The following is a 20,428-nucleotide window of genomic DNA, read 5'->3' on the forward strand; positions in this document are numbered from 1 at the left end:
TAATGATTCTGTTTAATCGTAACATAATAAGAAAAATCTTCCATAAAAATGAAGCGATAAATTAAAAAATATATTGAGAAAGATGAATTATAAGATGAATATCGAATATTGTTAATAGAAATATAATAGGAGGAAAGAGAATGTGGATATACATAAGTTAACAGAGGAAGAAGCAAATGAGATAAATACGTGGACGTACGAGGAACCATATAGTTTATATAGTTTTTCAGGCGAGAAAGAAGTAATAGAAGAGCTATTAGATGGAACGTATTATGGCTGTTGTGATGATCAAGGAGAGTTCATCGGCTATTTTTGTTTTGGAGAAAATGCACAAGTACCAGGTGGCAGAGATGCTAATTTATATGGTGGAGAAGAAGCGATTGATATCGGACTTGGTATGAAGCCGGCGTTAACTGGGAAAGGAATGGGGAAAGAATTTTTCCAAGCTGGAATAGCGTTTGCCACGAAAGAGTTTAACGCAAACATGTTTCGATTAAGTGTAGCAACATTTAATACAAGAGCGATTACGTTATATAAAAATATCGGATTTAAGCAAGGGCTTATTTTTTTGAGCCGCGGAAGAGAATTTATGCTTATGGAATACGAAAGACCGTCAGCATGAAACTGACGGCCTAGAAAACATTATTATTCTGAGTGCTCAGCTCGGTGCGCTAAACGACTTGATGCAGCGGCAGCGATTCCGCCAACGATATCATCAAGGAACGTGTGCACCTTTCCAGTTGATTTATCATTTAAGTATTCTAAAATACCAGGTTTTAATTTATCAATATATCCAAAGTTTGTGAAACCGATAGAGCCGTACACGTTCACGATAGAAAGTGCGATAACTTCATCAATTCCGTATAAGCCTTCATCACGTTTTACAATATCTTGTAACGGTTCACTTAGCATTCCCTTTTCAGCAAGGACATCAAGTTCGATACCTGTAATCAGTGCGTTTTGTACTTCACGTTTTGATAGTACACGTTCTACATTGTAACGGCATTCTGACATCTCTAAATTTGGATGGTATTTTTTTTGAAGAAAATGAACAAGTTCAGCAATATCGTCAATTGTTACACCGCGTTCTTGTAATAGTTGTAATGCTCTTTCTTGTAGTTGATTTGATTCTTTCATGTTTATCACCTTTTTTTCTTTTTAGTATTTGTATACGTTTCGTTGCTTTATCATGTGCATAGGAATGAAAGGCGAGCACAAGCTCATATATATAAAGAAAAACCATAGGTGGCGACTGCGATGATTCAGCATATTTATGAGCATTATCACATGCATGTTAAAGAATTAATCCCCCTTGGCCCCTATAAAAGCTTTTGGATTCGCAACAAAATTTATGTACTTGTTCCAATTGGAGAAATGGAGGAAGAAGTACTTGTAGAGATGAAAAAGCTCAGTGATTATATGAACCAGCAAGGGGATATAACTGTAGCGACTTTCGTTCCGACTATACACGGCTACTATGTAAGTGAGATAGAAGAACAAAATTATTGCTTATTAAAAGGTATGCGCACGTTAGAACGACATGCTATGTCATTAGGAAATGAACTTTCTATATTCCATAAACGAGGTGCATTCTTTCCAGAAGAAATCGAGCAATTAAGCCGCATTGGTGAATGGAAAGCGTTATGGGAAAAGAGACTCGATCAGTTAGAAAAGTTTTGGCAATCGCAAGTGATGAACCACCCTACAGACGTATTCGATCAATTGTTTATTGAATCCTTCCCGTATTACTTAGGAGTTGCAGAAAATGCCATTCAATATGTTGTTGATACAGAAATGGATGATACGCCGCAACTAACGGATGCAGCGACAATTTGCCAAGAACGATTCACACCTTTATTATGGCATCAAACGAAGCGTCTCAAACTCCCTTTTGATTGGGTGTATGATCACCCAACTCGAGATATAGCAGAATGGATTCGCTATATGATGATTGAAAAAAAGAAAGACTGGGATCAAACAATTGTTCAATTTGTTACAGATTATGAACGAAATTACTCGCTGTCCTCATTTGGTTGGCGCTTATTATTTGCAAGGCTCCTGTTCCCGCTTCACTATTTTGAAACGGTCGAACGATATTACCAAACTGGAAACGAAGAACAAAAAAGCATATATAGAGATCGCTTAGAAGCCATTTTACACGATGTGAACCGCTCAGAGCAATTTATGAAGCATTTTTATGGCTCACTTCGTTTACCAGTAGATAAGCTCGGGATTAGAAAATTAGATTGGCTATCTTAAAAATATAAAAAAGAGACCGAGTGAGGTCTCTTTTTTATATACCACAATTTTATGTAATACATTATGCCCCTACCTGCTGATCTGTACATATATTTAAAACGAATTGATGCCTTTCGAGCTTTTCATTTACTTTACCCAATAATTCTTGCTGGATTTCTTTAAATAAAAATTGATAGCTTGTATTCCATGTTGGTATAACGGATGAAAGGCCTAATAAATACTCTTTTTTCTTTTCTAGTTCTTGAATTGTTACAAAAGTGTTCCCCATTTTTGGCATTTGTCGTCCCCCTATGTTTTTTTACTGTATATGTGTGAACGATTCACTATATAGTATTAATTATCGCATTTTTTGAGAGGGATTTCCAATTTTGTTTTATGATGTTAACGGATAAATGTGATTTGAATAAAAAAAGGAGACCAAATTTGGTCTCCTTTTAGAAGGCGATTCTGAACGAGCCGCTTCCGCTTTTAGATTAATATCTAGCTCCAGCGGCTAGAACAGTCGGCCATTTCGCGCCTTCCTGTGAGGCAAAAAGCGCCTCTTCGTCAGGAGCTCCAATGACCTCCTGTTCTGAACGAGCCGCTTCCGCTTTTAATTAAAATACTTGTTCTACTTCGATAACGCCTGGTACTTCTTCAAGTAACGCGCGCTCGATACCAGCTTTTAGTGTGATTGTAGAACTTGGGCAGCTTCCGCATGCACCCATAAGGCGTAGTTTTACGATACCTTCTTCAATGTCTACTAATTCAACGTCTCCGCCATCGCGAAGTAAGAATGGACGTAATTTATCTAATACTTCTAATACTTGTTCTTGCATATGTGGGTTTTCCATTTTTATCGACTCCTTTCATCAGTTTTATTATAATCAAGATAGAGGGGAAAATCTATTTTTTCTCTTCTTGTTTTATTGTCGAAATATTGTATCGTGTTTTTTCAGTATAGGGGTATGGGATAAGATTGTAAAATGATGTGCTTATGTAATAAGACATCTGAATATACTGTTGGAACAAGAAGTGGGGGAGAAGAAATGGTTAATGTTCAAGTGTATGGGACGAAAGTAATTTGTGCGAGCTGCGTCGGAATGCCATCTTCAACAGAAACGTTTGAATGGTTACAAGCGGCAATTGGTCGTAAATATGAAGGACAAGAAAATAAATTTAATTTCGAGTATATTGATTTCCAAGAAGAACAAGAAGATGCAGATAAAAAAGCATTCGCAGAGCGCGTAGTGGAAGAAGATTTATTTTATCCGGTCGTTCTTGTAAATGGAGAAATTGTTGGAGAAGGAAATCCTCGTTTGAAGGATGTTTATGAAGAAATCGAGAAATATTTATAAAACAAGAAGTCTTTGCGAATTTGCAAAGGCTTTTTTTATTGGAGGGATAGATATGAAAAATGGAGTGAAGCATGCGTTACCAACGGAAGTACAACAGTTAATGGAGCGGTACACAGTAGAATTAAAAGAAATTTTTTTAGATGAAAAAATAGTAGGGGTATATATTTACGGCTCCATCGCACTTGGTGCATTTTATGCAGAAACGAGCGATGTTGATTTTGTTACAGTGATAAGTGATTCCGTGAATGAAGCCGAAAAACAGCAGCTTGTGGAACTACATAAGAAACTTAGTGATAATACGCTAGGTAAAAGAATGGACGGTATGTATATTCCGCTTGCTGACTTAGGGAAATACAATGATGAAATGAACGAGTACGTGTATTGTGCAGATGGTAAAGCTAATGTTGGTCATTGGGACATTAATGCGGTCACATGGTGGACGTTGAAAAATCAAGGCATTACAGTTACAGGAAAAGAAGCAGAAGATCTTCCGCTGCAAATACAATGGAATGATGTAGTAAATACGATGAAATACAACGTAGAACAGTACTGGAGTGAAAAGGTGAAGAAGCCATATTTATTTTTTATAGAAGAGTGGGTAGAATCAGCTGTCGTTACGATGGGACGCATTTTATATACACTAGATTATAAAACAATCGTTTCAAAAGATAGAGGATTGCAATACTTGTCAGAACGTTCAGCGGAAGAATGGGAGCTCTTATTAAAAGAAGTAGCGAGAATACGGCACAATCCAAAAGAAAAGCGAATGCTCTCAAGGTGGAGAAGAGCAGATATGACGAAGAGGTACTTACTGCATTTAATTGAGACGTGTAGAGAGAAATGGTAGGGAAGAAAATGGACAATACAGTGGGGTGTATTGTCTTTTTTTATGTTGAATTTGGTATATAATGGTTTAAAAGGTTTAATTATACTGGAGGGGGTAGGATGAATATAGAATTAGCTACATATGAAGAAAAGAATGAACAAATGAGTATGCGCCAAGTAATTAGCATTCTAGTAATTATTTTTGGGGTCATGCATGGAATTGGTTTTTTGAACCTTTTATATGATTCTTCCTTATATCCATGGTATGTAGATCATCTTATTCCACCTTTCACGTTTTGTATGATTATCGTAATGTATGCACCGGCAAGAAATTGCTGCTTACATTTAATAAAATCATTACAATTCAATAATTTTAAACACTATGTAATGATAGTAATGACAGCGATTGTAATGCTTATATATCTTGCAATATTAAATTTAGTTTTACCACATGGGATTGGTGTGGACGAGTCTAGTATAGTAATAAAGCCTACTAAAAGTGAAATCATTTTATACGTAGTTGTGCTCACCATTTTTGCACCGATTTGGGAAGAACTTTTATTTCGGGGGATGTTTTTTACGAAATTATCCCAGCGCTTTTCTGCACTTACTAGTGCCGTTATAAGTGCTTTCATATTTACTTTTGGCCATCCCCTTACAGTAGGTAGTATTTTATATATTTTTGGTATGGGTATATGTTTAGCATACACATATAAGAAAACGAAGAATTTACTCGTTCCAATTGGGATTCATTTATTAAATAATTCGTTTTATTTATTATTGAATTTTCAACTATAAAAAGACGCCTTTTTGAAAAGGGCGTCTTTCGTATTTTGTAGTAAGTAGAAAGGGCTTTACACTCATTGTGTAGAGGCAAGGTAATACAAAATATAAATAGTTTCATGTGAAACATTTTTATTATCAAATATACAAAATGATTAACTTAGTGTATTAAACGTATCATTCATAAGTATTCTAATATATTTAAAAGTAAAATGAAATAAGAAACGGATAATTGTCGGAATATATTCGATTTCCGTTCATTTTTATGAAATATGTGTACTTTTTGTTAGATTCCTTTATTTTGTGCATATACAATAAATGTATATAGAAATAAGAAAAGGATGATGTACGTGAAGGACACTGTTTTACAAGAAACGATTTCTCCACAAGAATTACATAAAGTTGTTCAAAAGAATACAGCTTATTATGATTTTAAGTGGGGTAAAGTAGAAAACCCTGCGCAAGGGAATACGTGGAATTGGGTAGCCTTTTTCTTCCCAACCTTTTGGTTAGCTTATCGTAAAATGTATAAGTTATTTATTATATTTGCGTTATTGGCTATACCTAGTATAGTTATAACCCCTTTTATAGATATTCCAGAGGGGATTTATGTAACATTTAGTTTAGCTCTTCAATTAGGAATGATGATATTTACTGGATGGCAAGGAAACCGTTTATATTATAAGCATGCTGTTCGTGTTTTTCGTAAGGGAGAAGATGCGTCTGATCATGAGAAGGCGTATTTCTTACAATCAAAGGGCGGCGTTAGTGTAGCTGGTATGATTGGTTTACAAGTTATAGTCGGGATTGTGTTTGGCGGAGCTATGCTCGGACTTTCTCTTTTACCAACTGAGCCGAATATTAAAAACGTTGTTCGTTCAACTGGTGAAGGGGTTACTTTAGAGATTATGACTGATAATCCAACCTGGAAGTTTGTGAAGAAAGAAAAAGATTATGATGTAGTAGAGTTTACTGGTTATGATTATACAGAGAAGAAAAACGTGAAAATTAAATTTGCTGTTTATTTCGATGAAGATTATTTCGAGTGGCAAGAGGTATATGAAAATAATAAGAAGTTAAGTGAAGAAGAAGTAGAAGAATATCAAATTTACATTGAAGAAAATAATTGGGGTTTCTAGAGGGAACTCGTTCATTTTGAAAAGAAGAATCTTGTGAAGGTTCTTCTTTTATTTATTAGGGGAAGAGAAATAATTTCAGCATTAATAGAAGCTCTAATAGGATCTATTAGTTTAAGTACGGGTTTACACACGAAAAAGATTGATGCTAACATACTTTACTTGCAGCAGTATGAATGGTTTCGAATCATATATGAAGACGAAAAGTATCGAAATTTATTTATTACGAACTACAAAGTTCGCTCATATTTACAAAGTAAGTTAAGAGTTCGATTGCTCGTAAAAAGTAAAAATGCACAACGAAGATTTTTAAAATTAGTAGAAGAACAAATAGAAAAAAGGCATACGAATTGAAATTTTGTAAAATACAATAAAAAATGAGAATTTGAGGTAGGCTTGTCAATAACGTGAGACTATGGCACTATAAAGAAATGCTATACAAATTTTATTTATCGAGATGTAAACATCAATTTTGATTTTTACGTATAAATAATGAACGGAGGAAATGAATTTATGGCTACTTTACCAAATTGTCCAAAATGTAATTCAGAATATACGTATGAGGATGGCGTTCTTTTCGTATGTCCAGAATGTGCTCATGAGTGGGGCCAAGACGCAGAAGCTGAAAATAATGATGGTGCAAAAGTTGTAAAAGATGCGAACGGAAACGTTCTTCAAGATGGCGATGCAGTTACTGTTATTAAAGACTTAAAAGTAAAAGGAACTTCTTCAGTTGTGAAGATCGGTACGAAAGTAAAAAGTATCCGTCTAGTTGATGGCGATCACGATATCGATTGTAAAATCGACGGTTTCGGAGCTATGAAGTTAAAATCACAGTTCGTTAAGAAGGCGTAAGACAATAAAAAGAGGAGGCGAATAGCCTCCTCTTTTTATTATGTCACTTTTTGTCGGTAAATCGATATTTCGTACAAAATCGTTGATATATTCTGAGTTATGATAGATATATTTGAAAAATCGTTGATATATTGCAAGTTATGATAGATATATTGAAAAAATCGTTAATATAATTTCATTCATCGTGAACTACGCACGATTCACCGTGCACCATATTCAATTTCTTTCAACTGACATCGCTTATTAAAGAACGTTTTATATCCAAGCTGTAAAAAGATAATGACAGCAAAGGCAGTACTTCCAGAAATACCGAGTATGATGGCGATTTGATATTGAATGGCTGTGAATGGTGATACACCGGATAATATTTGACCAGTCATCATGCCTGGTAAGCTTATAATCCCCATTCCGACCATAGAATTAATTGTTGGTAAAATAGCAGAATCAAAAGCGTCTCGAATGAGCGGAGCAGCAGCTTCTTTCGGTGTTGCTCCGAGCATAAGTGCACCTTCAATTTGACCTCTTTGCGACTTCATATTGTTTAAGAACGTATTTGCGCCGAGAGAAACACCAGTCATGGCATTCCCAACTAACATTCCTGTAATAGGGACGATATATTGCGGAGCATACCAAGGGTCATGACCGATAATAACGAAGATAAATAGTAGAAGTGGCCCAATTGATCCGGCGACCATGGAAAGGGCGGCTACTCGTTTTAATTCTTTAGACATCGGGATGTTAACTCGTTTATAAATATTAAAAATTGCAAAGGTAGTAATAGAAGTAATGAGAGCAATTGTATAAAATGGATTACTGTTTTCAAATACGTATGTAAGGACATATGCAACAAGTACGAGCTGAATGGTCATACGGAATGTTGCGAGCGCGATTTGTTTTTCGCGAGGTATTCCTTTTAATTTTACAAGTCCAATTAAAATAAGAATAAAAATATAGGCAGCTGCAAGTTGCCAAATTTGGAGTTCAATAACGCCCTTCAACAGAGAGCACTTCCTTTCTAGTTGCACCGTTTGCTTTACTAATCTCAATAATGTCGTCTGCAATTTCTTCTGGAAGTTGTTGTGAGTGTGTGATGAAGATAATTGTTTTTTTCTTTTTTCGTGCTAGTTCAGTAAATTGTTTCATAACGCGGCGTTCTGTATCACTGTCTAATGCTGAAGTTGGTTCATCTAATAAATAGACAGGCGGATCCATAAGTACGATACGTGCAAAGGCAAGTCTTTGTTTTTCACCGCCGGATAATGAGGAGGCGCTATCTTTTAATTGCTTGTCTAAGCTAACGGTTTGTAGTGCGCTCCGCAGGGCATCATCATTTGGAAATGGTTTTTCAGAAAGACGAAGTCCCATTAATAGATTTTCTTTAACGGTTCCATCAAAAAGAGGTGGAGTTTGCCCAAGCATAACTACGTCACGACGTAATTGAATAGACGGATAATCAGAAATTAACTTTCCGTTATATTCAATTGTGCCAGATGTTGGAGATTGTAAATCGTTTAACATGCGAAGCAATGTGCTTTTTCCGCTTCCGCTTTCACCGATAATGCAAGTGATCTTTTCTTTTTGAATCTGTAAATAAGGAATGTGTAGTATATCTTTATATATAACCTCTTTTAATATAAACATAAATCGCTCCTTTCTGATTCTAGTTATATCGTATCAAAAAAAGAGGGGGAAATGGTTATAACGAACAACGTTTTTTCTTCGTCTTGAGTTTTATTAATAAGTTAAGTAAACGATCTAATTCTTGGCTGAAAGAAATCACTTTATCATGAGTGAATCCGTATCGTTCAACGAGATAGATTAACTCTTTCTTTTTCGCTTCTATTCGATTGTTTAGTTTCGATAAGTTCATAAGTGGAATGTAATGCCTCCTACAAAAGTATTTATAACATAAAAAATAAGACCGAATGAATTCGGTCTTCAAGGAAATAATAAAACAACTTACAAATAGCATACACTGTTTATCAATAGTTTTTAATATAAAAATGAAAAATAAATCATTATACATATTGAGAAAGATGTGTCTGATAATTTTTAAAAACTGATGCAAAGAAGCTGCCTACATAGTAGACAGCCTGTAAAGTATTAACCTTTATGATATTTGTACATCCAAAGAAGCCCGGATTTTAATAATCTCGGTACACGTCCCATTAACGGTTGATTTGCGAGTAAACCGAATCCATGCTTCTTACCAAGAGATCCTAGAACACCTTTTAATTTAATAACAGGTAGTTCATCAGGGAGTGGTTCATTATTCCAACGTTTTAATAATATTTGGACAATTTGTTCTCCTTGACCTTCAGCAAGTTGGGCAGATGGTGCATGTGGAAGTGCTGCGCAATCTCCTACAACGTAAACGTGCTCGTTGTTTGGAATATTGTGATATTTCGTTAAGACAACCCGTCCGCTACCATCTTGTTCAACTGGAAGGTTTCGAACAACTTCATTTGCTTGAATACCAGCTGTCCAGACGATTGCATCACATTCAAGTGGTTCATCGTGGTTATACACAATATTTGGTTCCACTTTTGTAATGTTAGAGTTTCTTATAATATTAACTTTATGTTTTACGAACCATTCTTCTACGTATCTACTTAATTTCTCTGGATACGGGAATAAAATTCTATCTTTTCGATCAAATAAATAGATTTTTAAATCAGAACGGCTTTCGCGAAGTTCACTTGCAACTTCTACACCACTTAAGCCAGCACCAACGACAGCTACTGTTGCATTTGGTTCTAGACTATTTAATTGTTCATATGTTTTACGTGTTTGTTCAATTGATTGTAGACTATGTGTATATTCCTTCGCCCCAGGAACGTTATGATATTTATCTTCACAGCCAAGTCCGATAATTAAATCATCATATTGGATTGCTTCGCCGCCATCGAGATGAACCGCTTTTTCTTCGAGATCAATATTTGTTATTGTGCCGTATTGAATATTGAGGCGTGGGTGCTCAGGAAACGGTATACGAATATGCGTTTCTGAAATAGTACCCGCAACTAATGCATAATATTCAGTTTTGAAGCAATGATATGGTACTTTGTCGATTAATGTCACTTGTACATCATCTGGAAGTTGGTTGCTTGGAAGTAGCCTTTGTAGAATTCTCATTCCACCGTAGCCGCCACCTAGTATTACGAGGTGTTTCATGATGGATTACCCCTTTTCTGTTGAAATATCCCCTAATCATAAAATTTTATATTAATAAAATATTTTGACTTTACTCAATCAAATTATATCGAATTTGTGAACAAATAACAATGCATGAATGAATACTCTGTTGTACAATAAGAAGAAAAGTAAAGTAAACTGTTTTACCTTTTTAGTTACTATTTCATTGCAAGTAGCATGTTATATAAAATAAAATCATCTACTTTGAAGTGAAATAGTGAAGTAACTAAATAGTTTAGGATGTATAACGAAAACAACAAGAGACAGCTTAGTTTTCTTCTTATAGATGAAGTCAGAAGGTAATTTGTTTTGTAGTACAGGGGGGAGAATTTTGATTAAACCATTAATTGAATTTTGTGTAGGTAACCTTGCAAGTGGTTCACAAGCAGCTCTAGAAAAATTAGAAAAAGATCCAAATTTAGATGTAATGGAGTATGGTTGTCTAGGGTATTGTGGTATTTGTTTTGAAGGACCGTTTGCACTTGTAAATGGTGAAGTTGTACAAGGTGCAACAGTAGAAGAGCTTGTTAATAACGTATATGAGTATTTGGATGAAAATCCAATGTTTTAAGGTGTTGCGAATGAGCAACGCCTTTTTCATTTTATTTTAGATAAAACGTTATTTTCGAGGGTAGTTTAATACTATAGATAAATAAAAAAAGGCCCTTTTTAGAAGGGCTTTTTTCTTACACAATGTGTGTAAGAGTGGCTCATCGCCAAACGTTGTCAAATATGAGAAACGGGGGACATTCATATTGTGTTCTAAAAGCATGCATTCTATACTTAAAATAATAAATTATTTTTGGAGTGAATATAAATGAGCCAATTTTCTTTTACAAAAATGCATGGTCTTGGCAATAGTTATATATATGTAAATATGTTTGAAGAACAAATTCCTGAAGAAGATTTAGCTCTTGTGGCGGAAAAGGTTTCAAATATTAATACTGGTATTGGAGCAGACGGAATGATTTTAATTTGTCCGTCTGATGTAGCTCCGGTGAAAATGCGTATGTTTAATAATGACGGATCAGAAGGAAAGAGCTGTGGTAATGGTTTGCGCTGCGTAGCGAAATATGCGTATGAGCATAAACTAGTAGAAGAAACAGTTTTCACAATTGAAACGTTAGCTGGTATTGTAACGGCTGAAGTAACAGTAGAAGATGGTTTCGTGACATTAGCGAAAATTGATATGGGAGCACCGCGTCTAACACGTGCAGAAATACCGATGCTCGGTGAAGGTGAAACACCATTTATTCGTGAAAACTTCTTATATAATAATCATCGTTATGCATTTACGGCTGTTTCAATGGGGAACCCGCACGCGGTTATTTTTGTTGAGGATGTAGAGAAGGCACCTCTTACAACACTTGGTCCAGTTCTTGAGACACATGAAATGTTCCCAGAGCGAGTGAATGTTGAATTTATCGAGATTTTAAACGATGAAGAAATGAATTTCCGCGTTTGGGAACGTGGTTCAGGTGTAACGCAAGCTTGCGGAACAGGGGCATGCGCTGCCGTTGTAGCTGCTATTTTGAATGGGAAGATGGAACGTGGTAAAGAAATTACCGTTCATTTAGCTGGCGGCGATTTAATGATTGCGTGGACAGAAGAAGGAAACGTGTTAATGAAAGGACCTGCGGAAGTAATTTGCCGCGGAGTGTATGAGTACAAGATAGAAGCGTAAAGATGTATAATAGAATGAGAACAGAAAGGATGGTGTATTTCATGATTGAAGTAACAGAACAAGCAGCTTTTCAAATTAAAGATATGTTAAAAGATGCTGAAGATGGAGAGAAGTACGTGCGCCTTGCTGTACATGGCGGCGGATGTACTGGCCTTTCTTACGGCTTAGGATTTGAAGTAGAACCAAAAGAAGACGACACAGTTCTTGAGTTTTTCGGTGTTGAATTTGTTATCGATACAGAAAGTGCTCCAATTGTTAAAGGAGTAAAAATTGATTATAAACAATCTATGCTTGGTGGCGGATTCACAATCGACAATCCAAACGCAATCGCATCATGCGGATGTGGATCATCTTTCCGTACAGCGACGAATGCTGGTAAGCCAGAAGAGTGCTAAGTTTTTAGCCGAAATAGAAAAAGACCTTTTTAGCGATGGAATAAAATCGTTAAGGAGGTCTTTTCTTTTGCCGTAAAAGCCCGATTACCAAGGCTAATCAATATTTCACTTTATTTTTGCATAGATGCAAGTATCAGTTAGTTGTTTGCCGTCAGCTGAAAAATCTTCATTACGTAATATCTCTTCAAGTTCAAAGCCTAGTTTTTCAGGGAGTGCACGACTTTTCGTGTTATTACATTCACATCGTATTTCAATCCTTCTAAATTTGAATAACTGAAATCCAAGGTTTGTTAACGCACTTACTGTTTCTGTCATATATCCACTGCCACTAAATTGCGTGTTAATCCAGTATCCAATTTCACATTTAGAAACCTTCCAATCAATTCGATGAAGGCTAGCTGTTCCAACAAAATCATTCGTCTCTTTATGATAGATAAGATAGCGAAAGCTTTCTCTTTTCAAAAAATCTATATGTGCATTTCTCAGAAGAATTTCCGTTTCTTCAACAGTAGGAATGGACTGAAATAAAGACAACCATTGCTTTAATTCATTAATGGAATCTTTAATAGCTTGTTGTACTATATCCCCTTCACCAGCTTGAAGTGGTGCTCGAAGAATGAGTCTGTCTGTTTCTATTTGTAACGGAACATCTAATAAAATAGGGTTCATATCATTTCTCCTCCCGAAAACTTTAAATTAAGACAGAATGAAACTTATATCATAAAAAAACTTTCACCCAAAAGAAATAATTCTGGAGGACGAGAGTTGCAATTTATAATAAATGAATTGAAAAATACTTTATCTCACTAATAGAAAATCACGTCACAGCATCACTATTAGTTATTATAGAACTGTGCGAAGTACAGGAATATAGTAAAGCTTATCTCCCATAAAGGAACCTCTCAAAAACGCGTAAACAATAAATATATATTCAATTCATCATTTAGAAATCCCTTTTCACATATTGAAAACTAAACTATCATTTGGTACAGCAGCATTAGGCTGTTAAACTAATGCATATGTTAATTGAATAAGGAATTATTATTTTTTAACCTGCTTTAAATTGAACGCATAATTCACGATTGATTATCTAAACGCAATCGCATCATGCAGATTTGGATCATCTTTCCGTACAGCGACGAATGCTGGTAGGCCAGAAGAGTGCTAAGTTTTTAGCCAAAATAGGAAAGACCTTTTTAACGATAGAATAAAATCGTTAGAAAGGTCTTTTCTTTTGGCGTTAAAACAGAAAATACATGCAAAGTGACTTTTAAATTAAATTTTAATATTATTATATATGTAATTCATGATAAGTATTGTTAATTCGAGTTTCATATTGTTCGTTTCGGAAAATATTATGCAACAGAAATGTAAATGAATAGCAGAAATATACTATTTATTAGTTATATTTAATGTTAATATTTGTAACGAAGATGATTGGTGAGGGCTGATTAAAGTTTCACTTTATATAAAAAAGGTGTATGAGAGAGAAGGCTATAGCAAATTGTATAGAACTGAATAGTTCCGTATTAATTAAAATACGTTGATTACTAGATATTAAAAAATACCGGGGGGATTAGAGTGAAGTCATTTAAGAGAGTGCTTATAGTAGGGATGGCGTTGACTACAGTATCGATTTTGGGAGCTTGTTCTAGCGATACAGACGTATTAACAAAAGTAGGAGCAAAGCAACCAGCGAAGGCGGAAGGTGACGTACTAAAAGATCAGAAGAAAACACCTATGACTACGAGTAAACGTGAAAGTATTAAAAATGAGGACGCTTCATCATCACAGAAGCGTTATATTTCTCATGATGAATCTCAAAAAATTGAGGAAGGTATGACGTATACGGATATTCTTAATACGATTGACTACGGTGGTGAGAATATAAAACATTATAATAACAATGAAAAACGCGTATTTTATACTGAAAAAGATACGGATGGTACATATGAAATTATGGTTGAATTAAATACATATGGTTACGTTGTGAATATTGAACGTACTGCTATAAAGGATACAGATAAAGATAAAGGTAAGGAGAATCGGGTATCTACGAAACGTATTGAAGAGCCTGTAAAGGAATATGAAGAAAAAAACGATCGTGTACCGTGGTATAAAGATGTAAATAACAATTCGGCAGCAGTAAGTTACAATCAATATTTGAAAATAAAAAAAGGTATGCCCGCGAATCAGGTAAAAGCTACAATTGGACAGCCACATGTGATTGAGAAATATAAATCTTATTCAGTATATGACTATACTGGTTATGGTGGAGAAGGATCATTACGTGTAATCTTTGAACCGAATGGAACTGTTACGGATGTAGTGGAAGACGGTTTACCACGATAATAAATTAGTTACGGGAAGAGTTGTAGTAAAGTTGTCTTTGATTTTATAAAGTTTTTGGGAGCATCTCCGAATATAGGTGGAAAAATAATTCTCTTAGCCATGTTATAGTATTAGTATTTACCGAAGTTTCTTCCAAATTCAATAGCGTTATTGTGGATGTTGTTGTCGTATTATTTTTGTTGATATATACCGCAGTAGGGCAGCAATTGTAATTGGACGTAAAAGGACGCGGAGGAGTAGCAGTTTCCTTTTTGAAAAAAGGAGGGAAATATGGTGGAGGATATTCTTGAATTCATAAGGAGATACGTAATTAAACCTATTATTAATTTAGTAAGATATCTTGTAATAGAGATTATAATTGAGGGCATAATAGAAGGCGTAATAAACGGTATAAGGAAATTACGTGATAAGTGGCGAAATTGGCGTGAAAGACGTTATTGGCGGTAGTGTAGCTGATGAGAGTGTGAAACAAAAACGTTATACAGAAGTTATGAAGAAGTTTAATGAAATGATAGCAAACCACCCGCATTTAGAATCTGTACTCGTTCCAATTGGTGATGGAATGACAATTTCTAAAGTGAAGAAATAATTATTATCTTACAAAAGTGTAATGTTCATGTCATGTTTTTGAATTTCTTCTTTAAGCTCTGGGCTTTAAGATAAGAATATAAGAAAAAACATATGAGGTGAAGGAAATGAAAAGATACATTGCACTATTTAGTATTTTAGTTGTATTCGCAAGCTTGTTAGTTGGTTGTGATTTAAACCGTATGGGTAAAGATGAGTACTACGTTCAAATTACAGTAGATGGAAAAGAAGTTCATAGTAAAGCTGATAATGGTCAAAAATTTAAAGATTATGAATATAAGTTGACTGGCTTTGATAAAGACGGTAAAGAGAAAGAATTAGAATTTACAGCTCAAAAAAATCTTCGTAAAGAAGCATTCCTACGCGTATATCACTCAGATAAAAAAGGTGTATCAGCTTGGGAAGAAGTAAAGAAAGACGAGCTTCCAGCGAAAGTGAAAGAAAAATTAGGCGTGAAATAAGACAGATAGAAAAGGAATTGACGAACAGGGTCTTTTCTAAAGTTATAATATCAACGGTTTATAGTTAATCGGTAACGGTTTGGTAACAATTATAGCAAATCTTTTTCCATAAACGCAACTACTTCTGCTTGCTTCGAAGGATACAAATGGCTATAAGTATTTAAAGTTGTTGCTACATCAGAATGCCCTAATCGCTGGGCTACAACCAGCGGGCTAACACCTTTATTTATTAGATAAGAAGCATGAGAATGTCTAAACTCATGCATTACAATCTCTTTAACCATAGCAATCTTTAGATAGTTGTTGAATTTTTTATGTAATGAAGTTGTGGCGAGACTATCATAGAATTCACCAAAAACAACATAATCATTTTTAACTGGTGCTGTTAGTGCAGCATCTTTTTTTATACCTCTTAATAAATTCATTACAAAGTTAGGTAACATAATAATTCGATTAGAAGCTTTAGTTTTTGGTTCTGTAACTTGACGATTGTATTTAGTTTTGTGAATGTTAATGGTCTTTTCTTCGAAATTTATATCTTCCCAAGTTAAAGCTAGTAGTTCGCCTTTTCTTGCTCCACTATAATAAAGAGTTGAAAAGAATGCTTTATACATGGGCTCATCTACCACACTGATAAACTGTTTAAATTCTTCGAATTCCCAAAAGTTAATTCTTTTCTTTGATTCTTTTTGAAAATTTCCAGCAATTCTTGCTGGATTGGTTGTTAAACCATGAAATTTTATTCCAAAATTAAATATTGCTGAGAGTGTAGTGTGGAATTTTTTTAAATATTCCGCAGAATATTCATTGATCATTTTGTTTTGATAGTCCATTACATGTCTAGGTGTGATACAGTCAATTTTCATTTTTCCAAATTCTTTCATTAAATGATTGTAGATGGCATTTTTTATGGTATTTATTGAAGATTGTTTCCTCCTTTGCGTATACCAATTAAAATAACTATCTGCAACGTGCTCAAAAGTTAGATTGGAGTTTGATTCTTTTTCAACTAACATTTTAGCTTCTGCTTCACGTGCTTCTTTTTTTGTTTTAAACCCACGACGTTTTACTTGCTTGGTTGTCCCATCAAACTGACGGACTCTTACTACGAAGAAATATGTACCTCGTTTGTCATCTTTATAGATCACCATAGGGGTTCCTCCTTTATATAAAGAGTGATAATTCAATTTATTGAATAGATTATAGCTTGTTTGTTACCAAAAGAAAAGATGTCCCAATGAGAACATCTTAATAATGGATTTAAGTTTGAAGAAATAACAATTGGTAAACGGCTAATTTTATGTTATGCCATTTGTTAATAAAAGGAGTCAGTCCAATAAAAAGAATCCGCTACAATATGCAACGGATTCTAGTCTTAGAAGTTTGAAGCAACTAAGACGTTTTGTGATGGAAATTCGATTATAACATATGACGTTTAAAAACCAAATGGACCTTATAGGATTTGAACCTATGACCGGACGGTTATGAGCCGTCTGCTCTGACCAACTGAGCTAAAGGTCCTTGTATGGATAGTATATCAGCGTGTATAAAAAAAGAAAAGGCACAATCAATATGAAAGGGCCGTTTCTTTCAGCTTAATATTTCTTTAAATAAATAGAGGTGTACCTCTTTTATTGGGATGTAAACACACCCTATAAAACAGAATCATCTTTAAATCCAGATTGTTAGCACACACAATAAAAAAGAAGCGAGGTAAATATTTAGATAAACGCTATGTCACTAGTGCAATTGACATATTACGCTCTTAATAATAAGAGAATCTGCTTTATAGAATGTATCCACATTTTTTATTGTACTACTTCTATTATGTACATGGTGTATTTTTTTGTGATTATGCAAAATTGCATTATTGCAGTTTCTATAAAACACAAAAAAAGACATCCAAATAAGGATGTCTACGAAATTAAACCATCTTACTTTTAATAACAGAAGAGTAAGGGAACTCAATTATTATTAAACCATCATATTGATTAAAACAGAAAGGATACTTTTATATTATCATATAGTGCTATCCGTTAATATTGATAAAAAATAGAAGGGGATTTTTGGGGAATAGACAGAAATCAATGATTGGATGGGTTTTAATTTTTCATAATGGCTGGTTTTTCACCCTTAAAATTAAAATATAATAGCAAAACAATGGGGGAATGGGAAACAATTGTCATTTTAGAGAAACAATTGTTGAAAAAATCAAAAAAGATAATTATTTTAAAGATAATTGTGTTATATTGGGTGCGTATATCCAATTATGGAAGAGAATTTGCAGTTTCGAAAGTTTATGAAATTAACAAAATAATATTATTGAACATAAATAGAGACCCATAGAAGCGTGTTTGAGAGGGACTCTCACACCTCCTCTCGAACCGTTCCCTAACTAGCACTTAGGAAACACTTGCCTCGTATGAGTCCATCTTAGTATATCACATTTACGCAATGTTCCTTATTGAAAAAATTGTTAGGATGGAAAGTTTATGTTCGGAGAAGGGGGAAGTAAGTTTGTGAAGGAGTTAAAAGAAAGGACGATAAAAAATTCTAAAAAACATCTACAAAAAGAATTTAAGCACAATTTGATGAAAGAACTAATGAAGAAGATAAAGCAAGATATGGATGATAAAGGATTTAAGGTTCGTCCATTGGCAAAGAAAGTCGGTGTGGATCGTTCTGTTATTACTGACGGAATTGTAACTGGTAAAACAGCTGAAATGAAATTAGACGCATTTATGAAAATTATGGATGTTGTCTATGAAAATTTAGAAGAACGGCAAGAAGTGATACGGAAATTTATTAAACTTTCTCAAAATGATCTTAATGTTCGTAAATCTTTGGTTTATTGTCAAGGTACTGGTGAGTATGATGTAATAGCAGATTTGGTGAAAATCCATCAAGGAGATCGTTTATTAAATAAATATATTCGAGTGTATGAGTTATTCAATAAACGTAATCAAAACATAAAAAAAGGACAACCATTAATTGAAGATATGGATGAACAGTTATTCTCAAGTGATGCAGAACTCCAAGTAGTAATCAATATATTATACGCTTTGTCTATGCATGACACCTTCAATATAAGAGCGATGAATCCGTATATGGATAAGGTGGAAAAAAATCTAATTGAGGTTCATGATAACTTTATAAACAATTGGTTAACAATGTTTTTCGATGAAAGGATGGCATATGTTAATTTGTTTGATGATAATTTAGAATTATGTCGTCAAAAATGTGAAAAGTTACTAAAAGAGGCTAACAATGTCCCACTAATTTATACGACTAGTATGTGTTGCATTGGCGAAAGTTATATGTTTGATGACAAATTCCTTGCTGAGAAGTGGATTTCGGATAGTATCGCCTACCTAGATAAACATGGAGTATCTCGCGAAAGCAGAAAGTATAAAGCTTTTAATACTACGCTAAATTACTTATATATCGAATTTGGTTTTAATTTAGACAAAATTAATTTCGATTACATTGATACTTCAGAATTAGGTTACTATATAGGATTGTATGAAGATAAGGAAAAAGGGTTAGAAATGATATATAATTTAGTTAAAGAACGTGGTAGTTCACCGTTTACTGATTACTACATTGCTAGGATAAATGAAGATTTAGAGGGCTTGGAAAAGGCTCTTATACGCTTTGAGCGGGTTGCAAACTACCATTATGCTAAAGCGGTACGACGTACAATTCAATTGTTAAAAAATAAGCAGGGAGAGGTCGAGAGAGTATGAGAAAAGTTGGTATACTATTGTTAAGTGTTGTCGGTGCGTTCGCACTAGTATTAAACACAGGGGTATTGGAGAAAGACCAAGCTGTTAGTAAGCAAACAAATAACGAATATGTACAATATATGAGCTCAGAACCCGGAGGATCTTGAGTTTAATAGGAATAAATGGGAGACGTTGCCAAATGGCGACGTCTTTCGTGCTTTCTAGGCTTGGTTGATTATATGTGCATGTACAAAAAAACAACCGTAAATTTTTACCAATATAAAAAGGAGGGGTTTTGATGCTAAAAACAGTAGGAGTAGATGTTAAAGAAAAAATAAGTGAGTTAGTTGAACTTGCATATAAAGGAGATCAAGATGCAATTGAAAAAATAATCAAAATAAAAAAAGAACTTGGTGGAAGTTAATCTGCCAAGTTCTTTTTTTATAGATCATTGATCATATTTATAATTTTGCTTCGTTTATCAGCAGGAAGCTGATTAATACGTTTCATGATATCTTCAACATCATCTGTTATTTTTTTTGATGTTTCTTCATCAAAAGTTTTATGCTTTGAAAGCCCCATAATATAATCAGCGGAAACGTTTGTAACACGAGCTATATTTTCTACCGTTTCCCTACTAGGTTCACGTTTATTTGATTCATATAGCGAAATCATTGTGTAGTTTACACCGACAGCATCTGCAAGTTCATTTTGTTTCATTTTTAAAGATTTACGAACCTCTTTAATACGACTACCAATAGTTTCAGACATTATTAAACCTCCTCGTATATTAATATTTAAGCCCTATTACTGGCTTAGATTTTCTTCTTAAT

Annotated in this window: 28 protein-coding genes, 1 tRNA gene and 1 pseudogene; 19 read left to right on the top strand and 11 right to left on the bottom strand. The window is 34.3% G+C overall.

The window, feature by feature from the left end; all coding sequences use genetic code 11:
* Positions 1–142 precede the first annotated feature (142 nt).
* Complete coding sequence (locus tag CQ064_RS13735) at positions 143–622, top strand: GNAT family N-acetyltransferase (RefSeq protein ID WP_000351152.1); 480 nt, start codon at positions 143–145, stop codon at positions 620–622.
* A gap of 23 nt (positions 623–645) precedes the next feature.
* Here the strand turns inward: CQ064_RS13735 and CQ064_RS13740 are convergent, their stop codons facing one another.
* Positions 646–1,137, bottom strand: coding sequence for a phosphatidylglycerophosphatase A family protein (locus CQ064_RS13740; RefSeq protein ID WP_000665103.1), 492 nt, complete (start codon positions 1,135–1,137; stop codon positions 646–648).
* Between the two features lie 120 nt (positions 1,138–1,257).
* Here CQ064_RS13740 and yutH point away from each other — a divergent pair, with 120 nt between their 5' ends.
* The gene (yutH, locus tag CQ064_RS13745; protein ID WP_000614216.1) at positions 1,258–2,259 is read left to right on the top strand and encodes a spore coat putative kinase YutH; all 1,002 of its coding nucleotides are present in this window, start codon (positions 1,258–1,260) and stop codon (positions 2,257–2,259) included.
* 61 nt (positions 2,260–2,320) lie between these two features.
* Here the strand turns inward: yutH and CQ064_RS13750 are convergent, their stop codons facing one another.
* Entirely contained in the window at positions 2,321–2,536 is a 216-nt protein-coding gene (locus CQ064_RS13750) for a hypothetical protein (RefSeq protein ID WP_001125507.1), read from the bottom strand.
* A 319-nt stretch (positions 2,537–2,855) separates the two neighbouring features.
* The gene (locus tag CQ064_RS13755; protein WP_000431159.1) at positions 2,856–3,092 is read right to left on the bottom strand and encodes a NifU family protein; all 237 of its coding nucleotides are present in this window, start codon (positions 3,090–3,092) and stop codon (positions 2,856–2,858) included.
* A gap of 195 nt (positions 3,093–3,287) precedes the next feature.
* Between CQ064_RS13755 and CQ064_RS13760 the strand changes: the two genes are divergently transcribed.
* From CQ064_RS13760 to phnA, 6 genes are all read left to right on the top strand, one after another.
* The gene (locus tag CQ064_RS13760; protein WP_000248588.1) at positions 3,288–3,596 is read left to right on the top strand and encodes a YuzD family protein; all 309 of its coding nucleotides are present in this window, start codon (positions 3,288–3,290) and stop codon (positions 3,594–3,596) included.
* A 52-nt stretch (positions 3,597–3,648) separates the two neighbouring features.
* Positions 3,649–4,443, top strand: a complete 795-nt coding sequence (locus CQ064_RS13765; protein WP_003272363.1) for a nucleotidyltransferase domain-containing protein — start codon at positions 3,649–3,651, stop codon at positions 4,441–4,443.
* Between the two features lie 98 nt (positions 4,444–4,541).
* Positions 4,542–5,219 carry a CPBP family intramembrane glutamic endopeptidase gene (locus CQ064_RS13770; RefSeq protein WP_001019404.1) on the top strand — a complete coding sequence of 226 codons (678 nt, stop codon included), beginning with the start codon at positions 4,542–4,544 and terminating at the stop codon, positions 5,217–5,219.
* Positions 5,220–5,545: 326 nt separating this feature from the next.
* Complete coding sequence (locus CQ064_RS13775) at positions 5,546–6,343, top strand: DUF2628 domain-containing protein (protein ID WP_003272364.1); 798 nt, start codon at positions 5,546–5,548, stop codon at positions 6,341–6,343.
* Positions 6,344–6,412: 69 nt separating this feature from the next.
* On the top strand, positions 6,413–6,694 hold the full coding sequence (locus CQ064_RS13780) for a hypothetical protein (protein ID WP_024927875.1): 282 nt from the start codon (positions 6,413–6,415) through the stop codon (positions 6,692–6,694).
* A gap of 159 nt (positions 6,695–6,853) precedes the next feature.
* On the top strand, positions 6,854–7,195 hold the full coding sequence (phnA, locus tag CQ064_RS13785) for an alkylphosphonate utilization operon protein PhnA (RefSeq protein WP_000212735.1): 342 nt from the start codon (positions 6,854–6,856) through the stop codon (positions 7,193–7,195).
* Positions 7,196–7,395: 200 nt separating this feature from the next.
* On the opposite strand, the gene CQ064_RS13795 is transcribed toward phnA, so the two are convergent.
* From CQ064_RS13795 to CQ064_RS13810, 4 genes are all read right to left on the bottom strand, one after another.
* Positions 7,396–8,193, bottom strand: a complete 798-nt coding sequence (locus CQ064_RS13795; RefSeq protein ID WP_000679257.1) for an ABC transporter permease — start codon at positions 8,191–8,193, stop codon at positions 7,396–7,398.
* Positions 8,177–8,836 (bottom strand): ABC transporter ATP-binding protein, encoded by a 660-nt coding sequence (locus tag CQ064_RS13800; RefSeq protein ID WP_000470295.1) that lies wholly within the window; start codon positions 8,834–8,836, stop codon positions 8,177–8,179. The genes CQ064_RS13795 and CQ064_RS13800 overlap by 17 nt, the downstream gene beginning before the upstream one ends.
* A 55-nt stretch (positions 8,837–8,891) precedes the next feature.
* A complete protein-coding gene (locus tag CQ064_RS33145) occupies positions 8,892–9,065 on the bottom strand; it encodes an aspartyl-phosphate phosphatase Spo0E family protein (RefSeq protein WP_001054089.1) in 174 nt (57 codons plus the stop codon).
* A gap of 233 nt (positions 9,066–9,298) precedes the next feature.
* Entirely contained in the window at positions 9,299–10,369 is a 1,071-nt protein-coding gene (locus CQ064_RS13810) for an NAD(P)/FAD-dependent oxidoreductase (RefSeq protein ID WP_000682065.1), read from the bottom strand.
* Between the two features lie 352 nt (positions 10,370–10,721).
* Here CQ064_RS13810 and CQ064_RS13815 point away from each other — a divergent pair, with 352 nt between their 5' ends.
* From CQ064_RS13815 to CQ064_RS13825, 3 genes are all read left to right on the top strand, one after another.
* A complete protein-coding gene (locus tag CQ064_RS13815; RefSeq protein ID WP_000595026.1) occupies positions 10,722–10,961 on the top strand; it encodes a YuzB family protein in 240 nt (79 codons plus the stop codon).
* Positions 10,962–11,207: 246 nt separating this feature from the next.
* On the top strand, positions 11,208–12,074 hold the full coding sequence (dapF, locus tag CQ064_RS13820) for a diaminopimelate epimerase (RefSeq protein WP_000077392.1): 867 nt from the start codon (positions 11,208–11,210) through the stop codon (positions 12,072–12,074).
* 41 nt (positions 12,075–12,115) lie between these two features.
* A complete protein-coding gene (locus CQ064_RS13825) occupies positions 12,116–12,469 on the top strand; it encodes a HesB/IscA family protein (protein ID WP_000573830.1) in 354 nt (117 codons plus the stop codon).
* 105 nt (positions 12,470–12,574) lie between these two features.
* On the opposite strand, the gene CQ064_RS13830 is transcribed toward CQ064_RS13825, so the two are convergent.
* Positions 12,575–13,138: a GNAT family N-acetyltransferase gene (locus CQ064_RS13830; protein ID WP_001068189.1), complete on the bottom strand. Its 564-nt coding sequence runs from the start codon at positions 13,136–13,138 to the stop codon at positions 12,575–12,577.
* 406 nt (positions 13,139–13,544) lie between these two features.
* Here CQ064_RS13830 and CQ064_RS13835 point away from each other — a divergent pair.
* The 4 genes and pseudogenes from CQ064_RS13835 to CQ064_RS13850 form a co-directional block, all read left to right on the top strand.
* A pseudogene (locus CQ064_RS13835) lies at positions 13,545–13,637 on the top strand (iron-sulfur cluster assembly accessory protein); the annotation flags it as partial.
* 413 nt (positions 13,638–14,050) lie between these two features.
* Entirely contained in the window at positions 14,051–14,821 is a 771-nt protein-coding gene (locus CQ064_RS13840; RefSeq protein WP_000834607.1) for a hypothetical protein, read from the top strand.
* A 403-nt stretch (positions 14,822–15,224) separates the two neighbouring features.
* Positions 15,225–15,410 (top strand): O-methyltransferase, encoded by a 186-nt coding sequence (locus CQ064_RS13845; RefSeq protein ID WP_003272374.1) that lies wholly within the window; start codon positions 15,225–15,227, stop codon positions 15,408–15,410.
* Between the two features lie 106 nt (positions 15,411–15,516).
* Positions 15,517–15,870, top strand: coding sequence for a YxeA family protein (locus tag CQ064_RS13850; protein ID WP_000833148.1), 354 nt, complete (start codon positions 15,517–15,519; stop codon positions 15,868–15,870).
* An 89-nt stretch (positions 15,871–15,959) separates the two neighbouring features.
* On the opposite strand, the gene CQ064_RS13855 is transcribed toward CQ064_RS13850, so the two are convergent.
* Both CQ064_RS13855 and CQ064_RS13860 read right to left on the bottom strand, forming a co-directional pair.
* On the bottom strand, positions 15,960–17,021 hold the full coding sequence (locus CQ064_RS13855) for a tyrosine-type recombinase/integrase (protein ID WP_000237488.1): 1,062 nt from the start codon (positions 17,019–17,021) through the stop codon (positions 15,960–15,962).
* A 296-nt stretch (positions 17,022–17,317) separates the two neighbouring features.
* Positions 17,318–17,391 (bottom strand) — tRNA-Ile (locus CQ064_RS13860).
* A gap of 594 nt (positions 17,392–17,985) precedes the next feature.
* On the opposite strand from CQ064_RS13860, the gene CQ064_RS34425 reads away from it, so the two are divergent.
* The 4 genes from CQ064_RS34425 (at position 17,986) to CQ064_RS34065 (ending at position 20,019) form a co-directional block, all read left to right on the top strand.
* Positions 17,986–18,216, top strand: coding sequence for a hypothetical protein (locus CQ064_RS34425; RefSeq protein WP_000896921.1), 231 nt, complete (start codon positions 17,986–17,988; stop codon positions 18,214–18,216).
* 146 nt (positions 18,217–18,362) lie between these two features.
* Entirely contained in the window at positions 18,363–19,616 is a 1,254-nt protein-coding gene (locus CQ064_RS13875) for an AimR family lysis-lysogeny pheromone receptor (RefSeq protein WP_000466634.1), read from the top strand.
* Positions 19,613–19,762, top strand: coding sequence for a hypothetical protein (locus CQ064_RS33615; protein WP_001233256.1), 150 nt, complete (start codon positions 19,613–19,615; stop codon positions 19,760–19,762). The genes CQ064_RS13875 and CQ064_RS33615 overlap by 4 nt, the downstream gene beginning before the upstream one ends.
* A 131-nt stretch (positions 19,763–19,893) precedes the next feature.
* A complete protein-coding gene (locus CQ064_RS34065; RefSeq protein ID WP_000921419.1) occupies positions 19,894–20,019 on the top strand; it encodes a hypothetical protein in 126 nt (41 codons plus the stop codon).
* 17 nt (positions 20,020–20,036) lie between these two features.
* Here CQ064_RS34065 and CQ064_RS13880 read toward each other — a convergent pair whose 3' ends face one another.
* The gene (locus tag CQ064_RS13880; RefSeq protein WP_000004989.1) at positions 20,037–20,366 is read right to left on the bottom strand and encodes a helix-turn-helix domain-containing protein; all 330 of its coding nucleotides are present in this window, start codon (positions 20,364–20,366) and stop codon (positions 20,037–20,039) included.
* Positions 20,367–20,428 lie beyond the last annotated feature (62 nt).

Source organism: Bacillus sp. MYb78, from assembly GCF_002975115.1.
Lineage (GTDB): Bacteria > Bacillota > Bacilli > Bacillales > Bacillaceae_G > Bacillus_A > Bacillus_A cereus.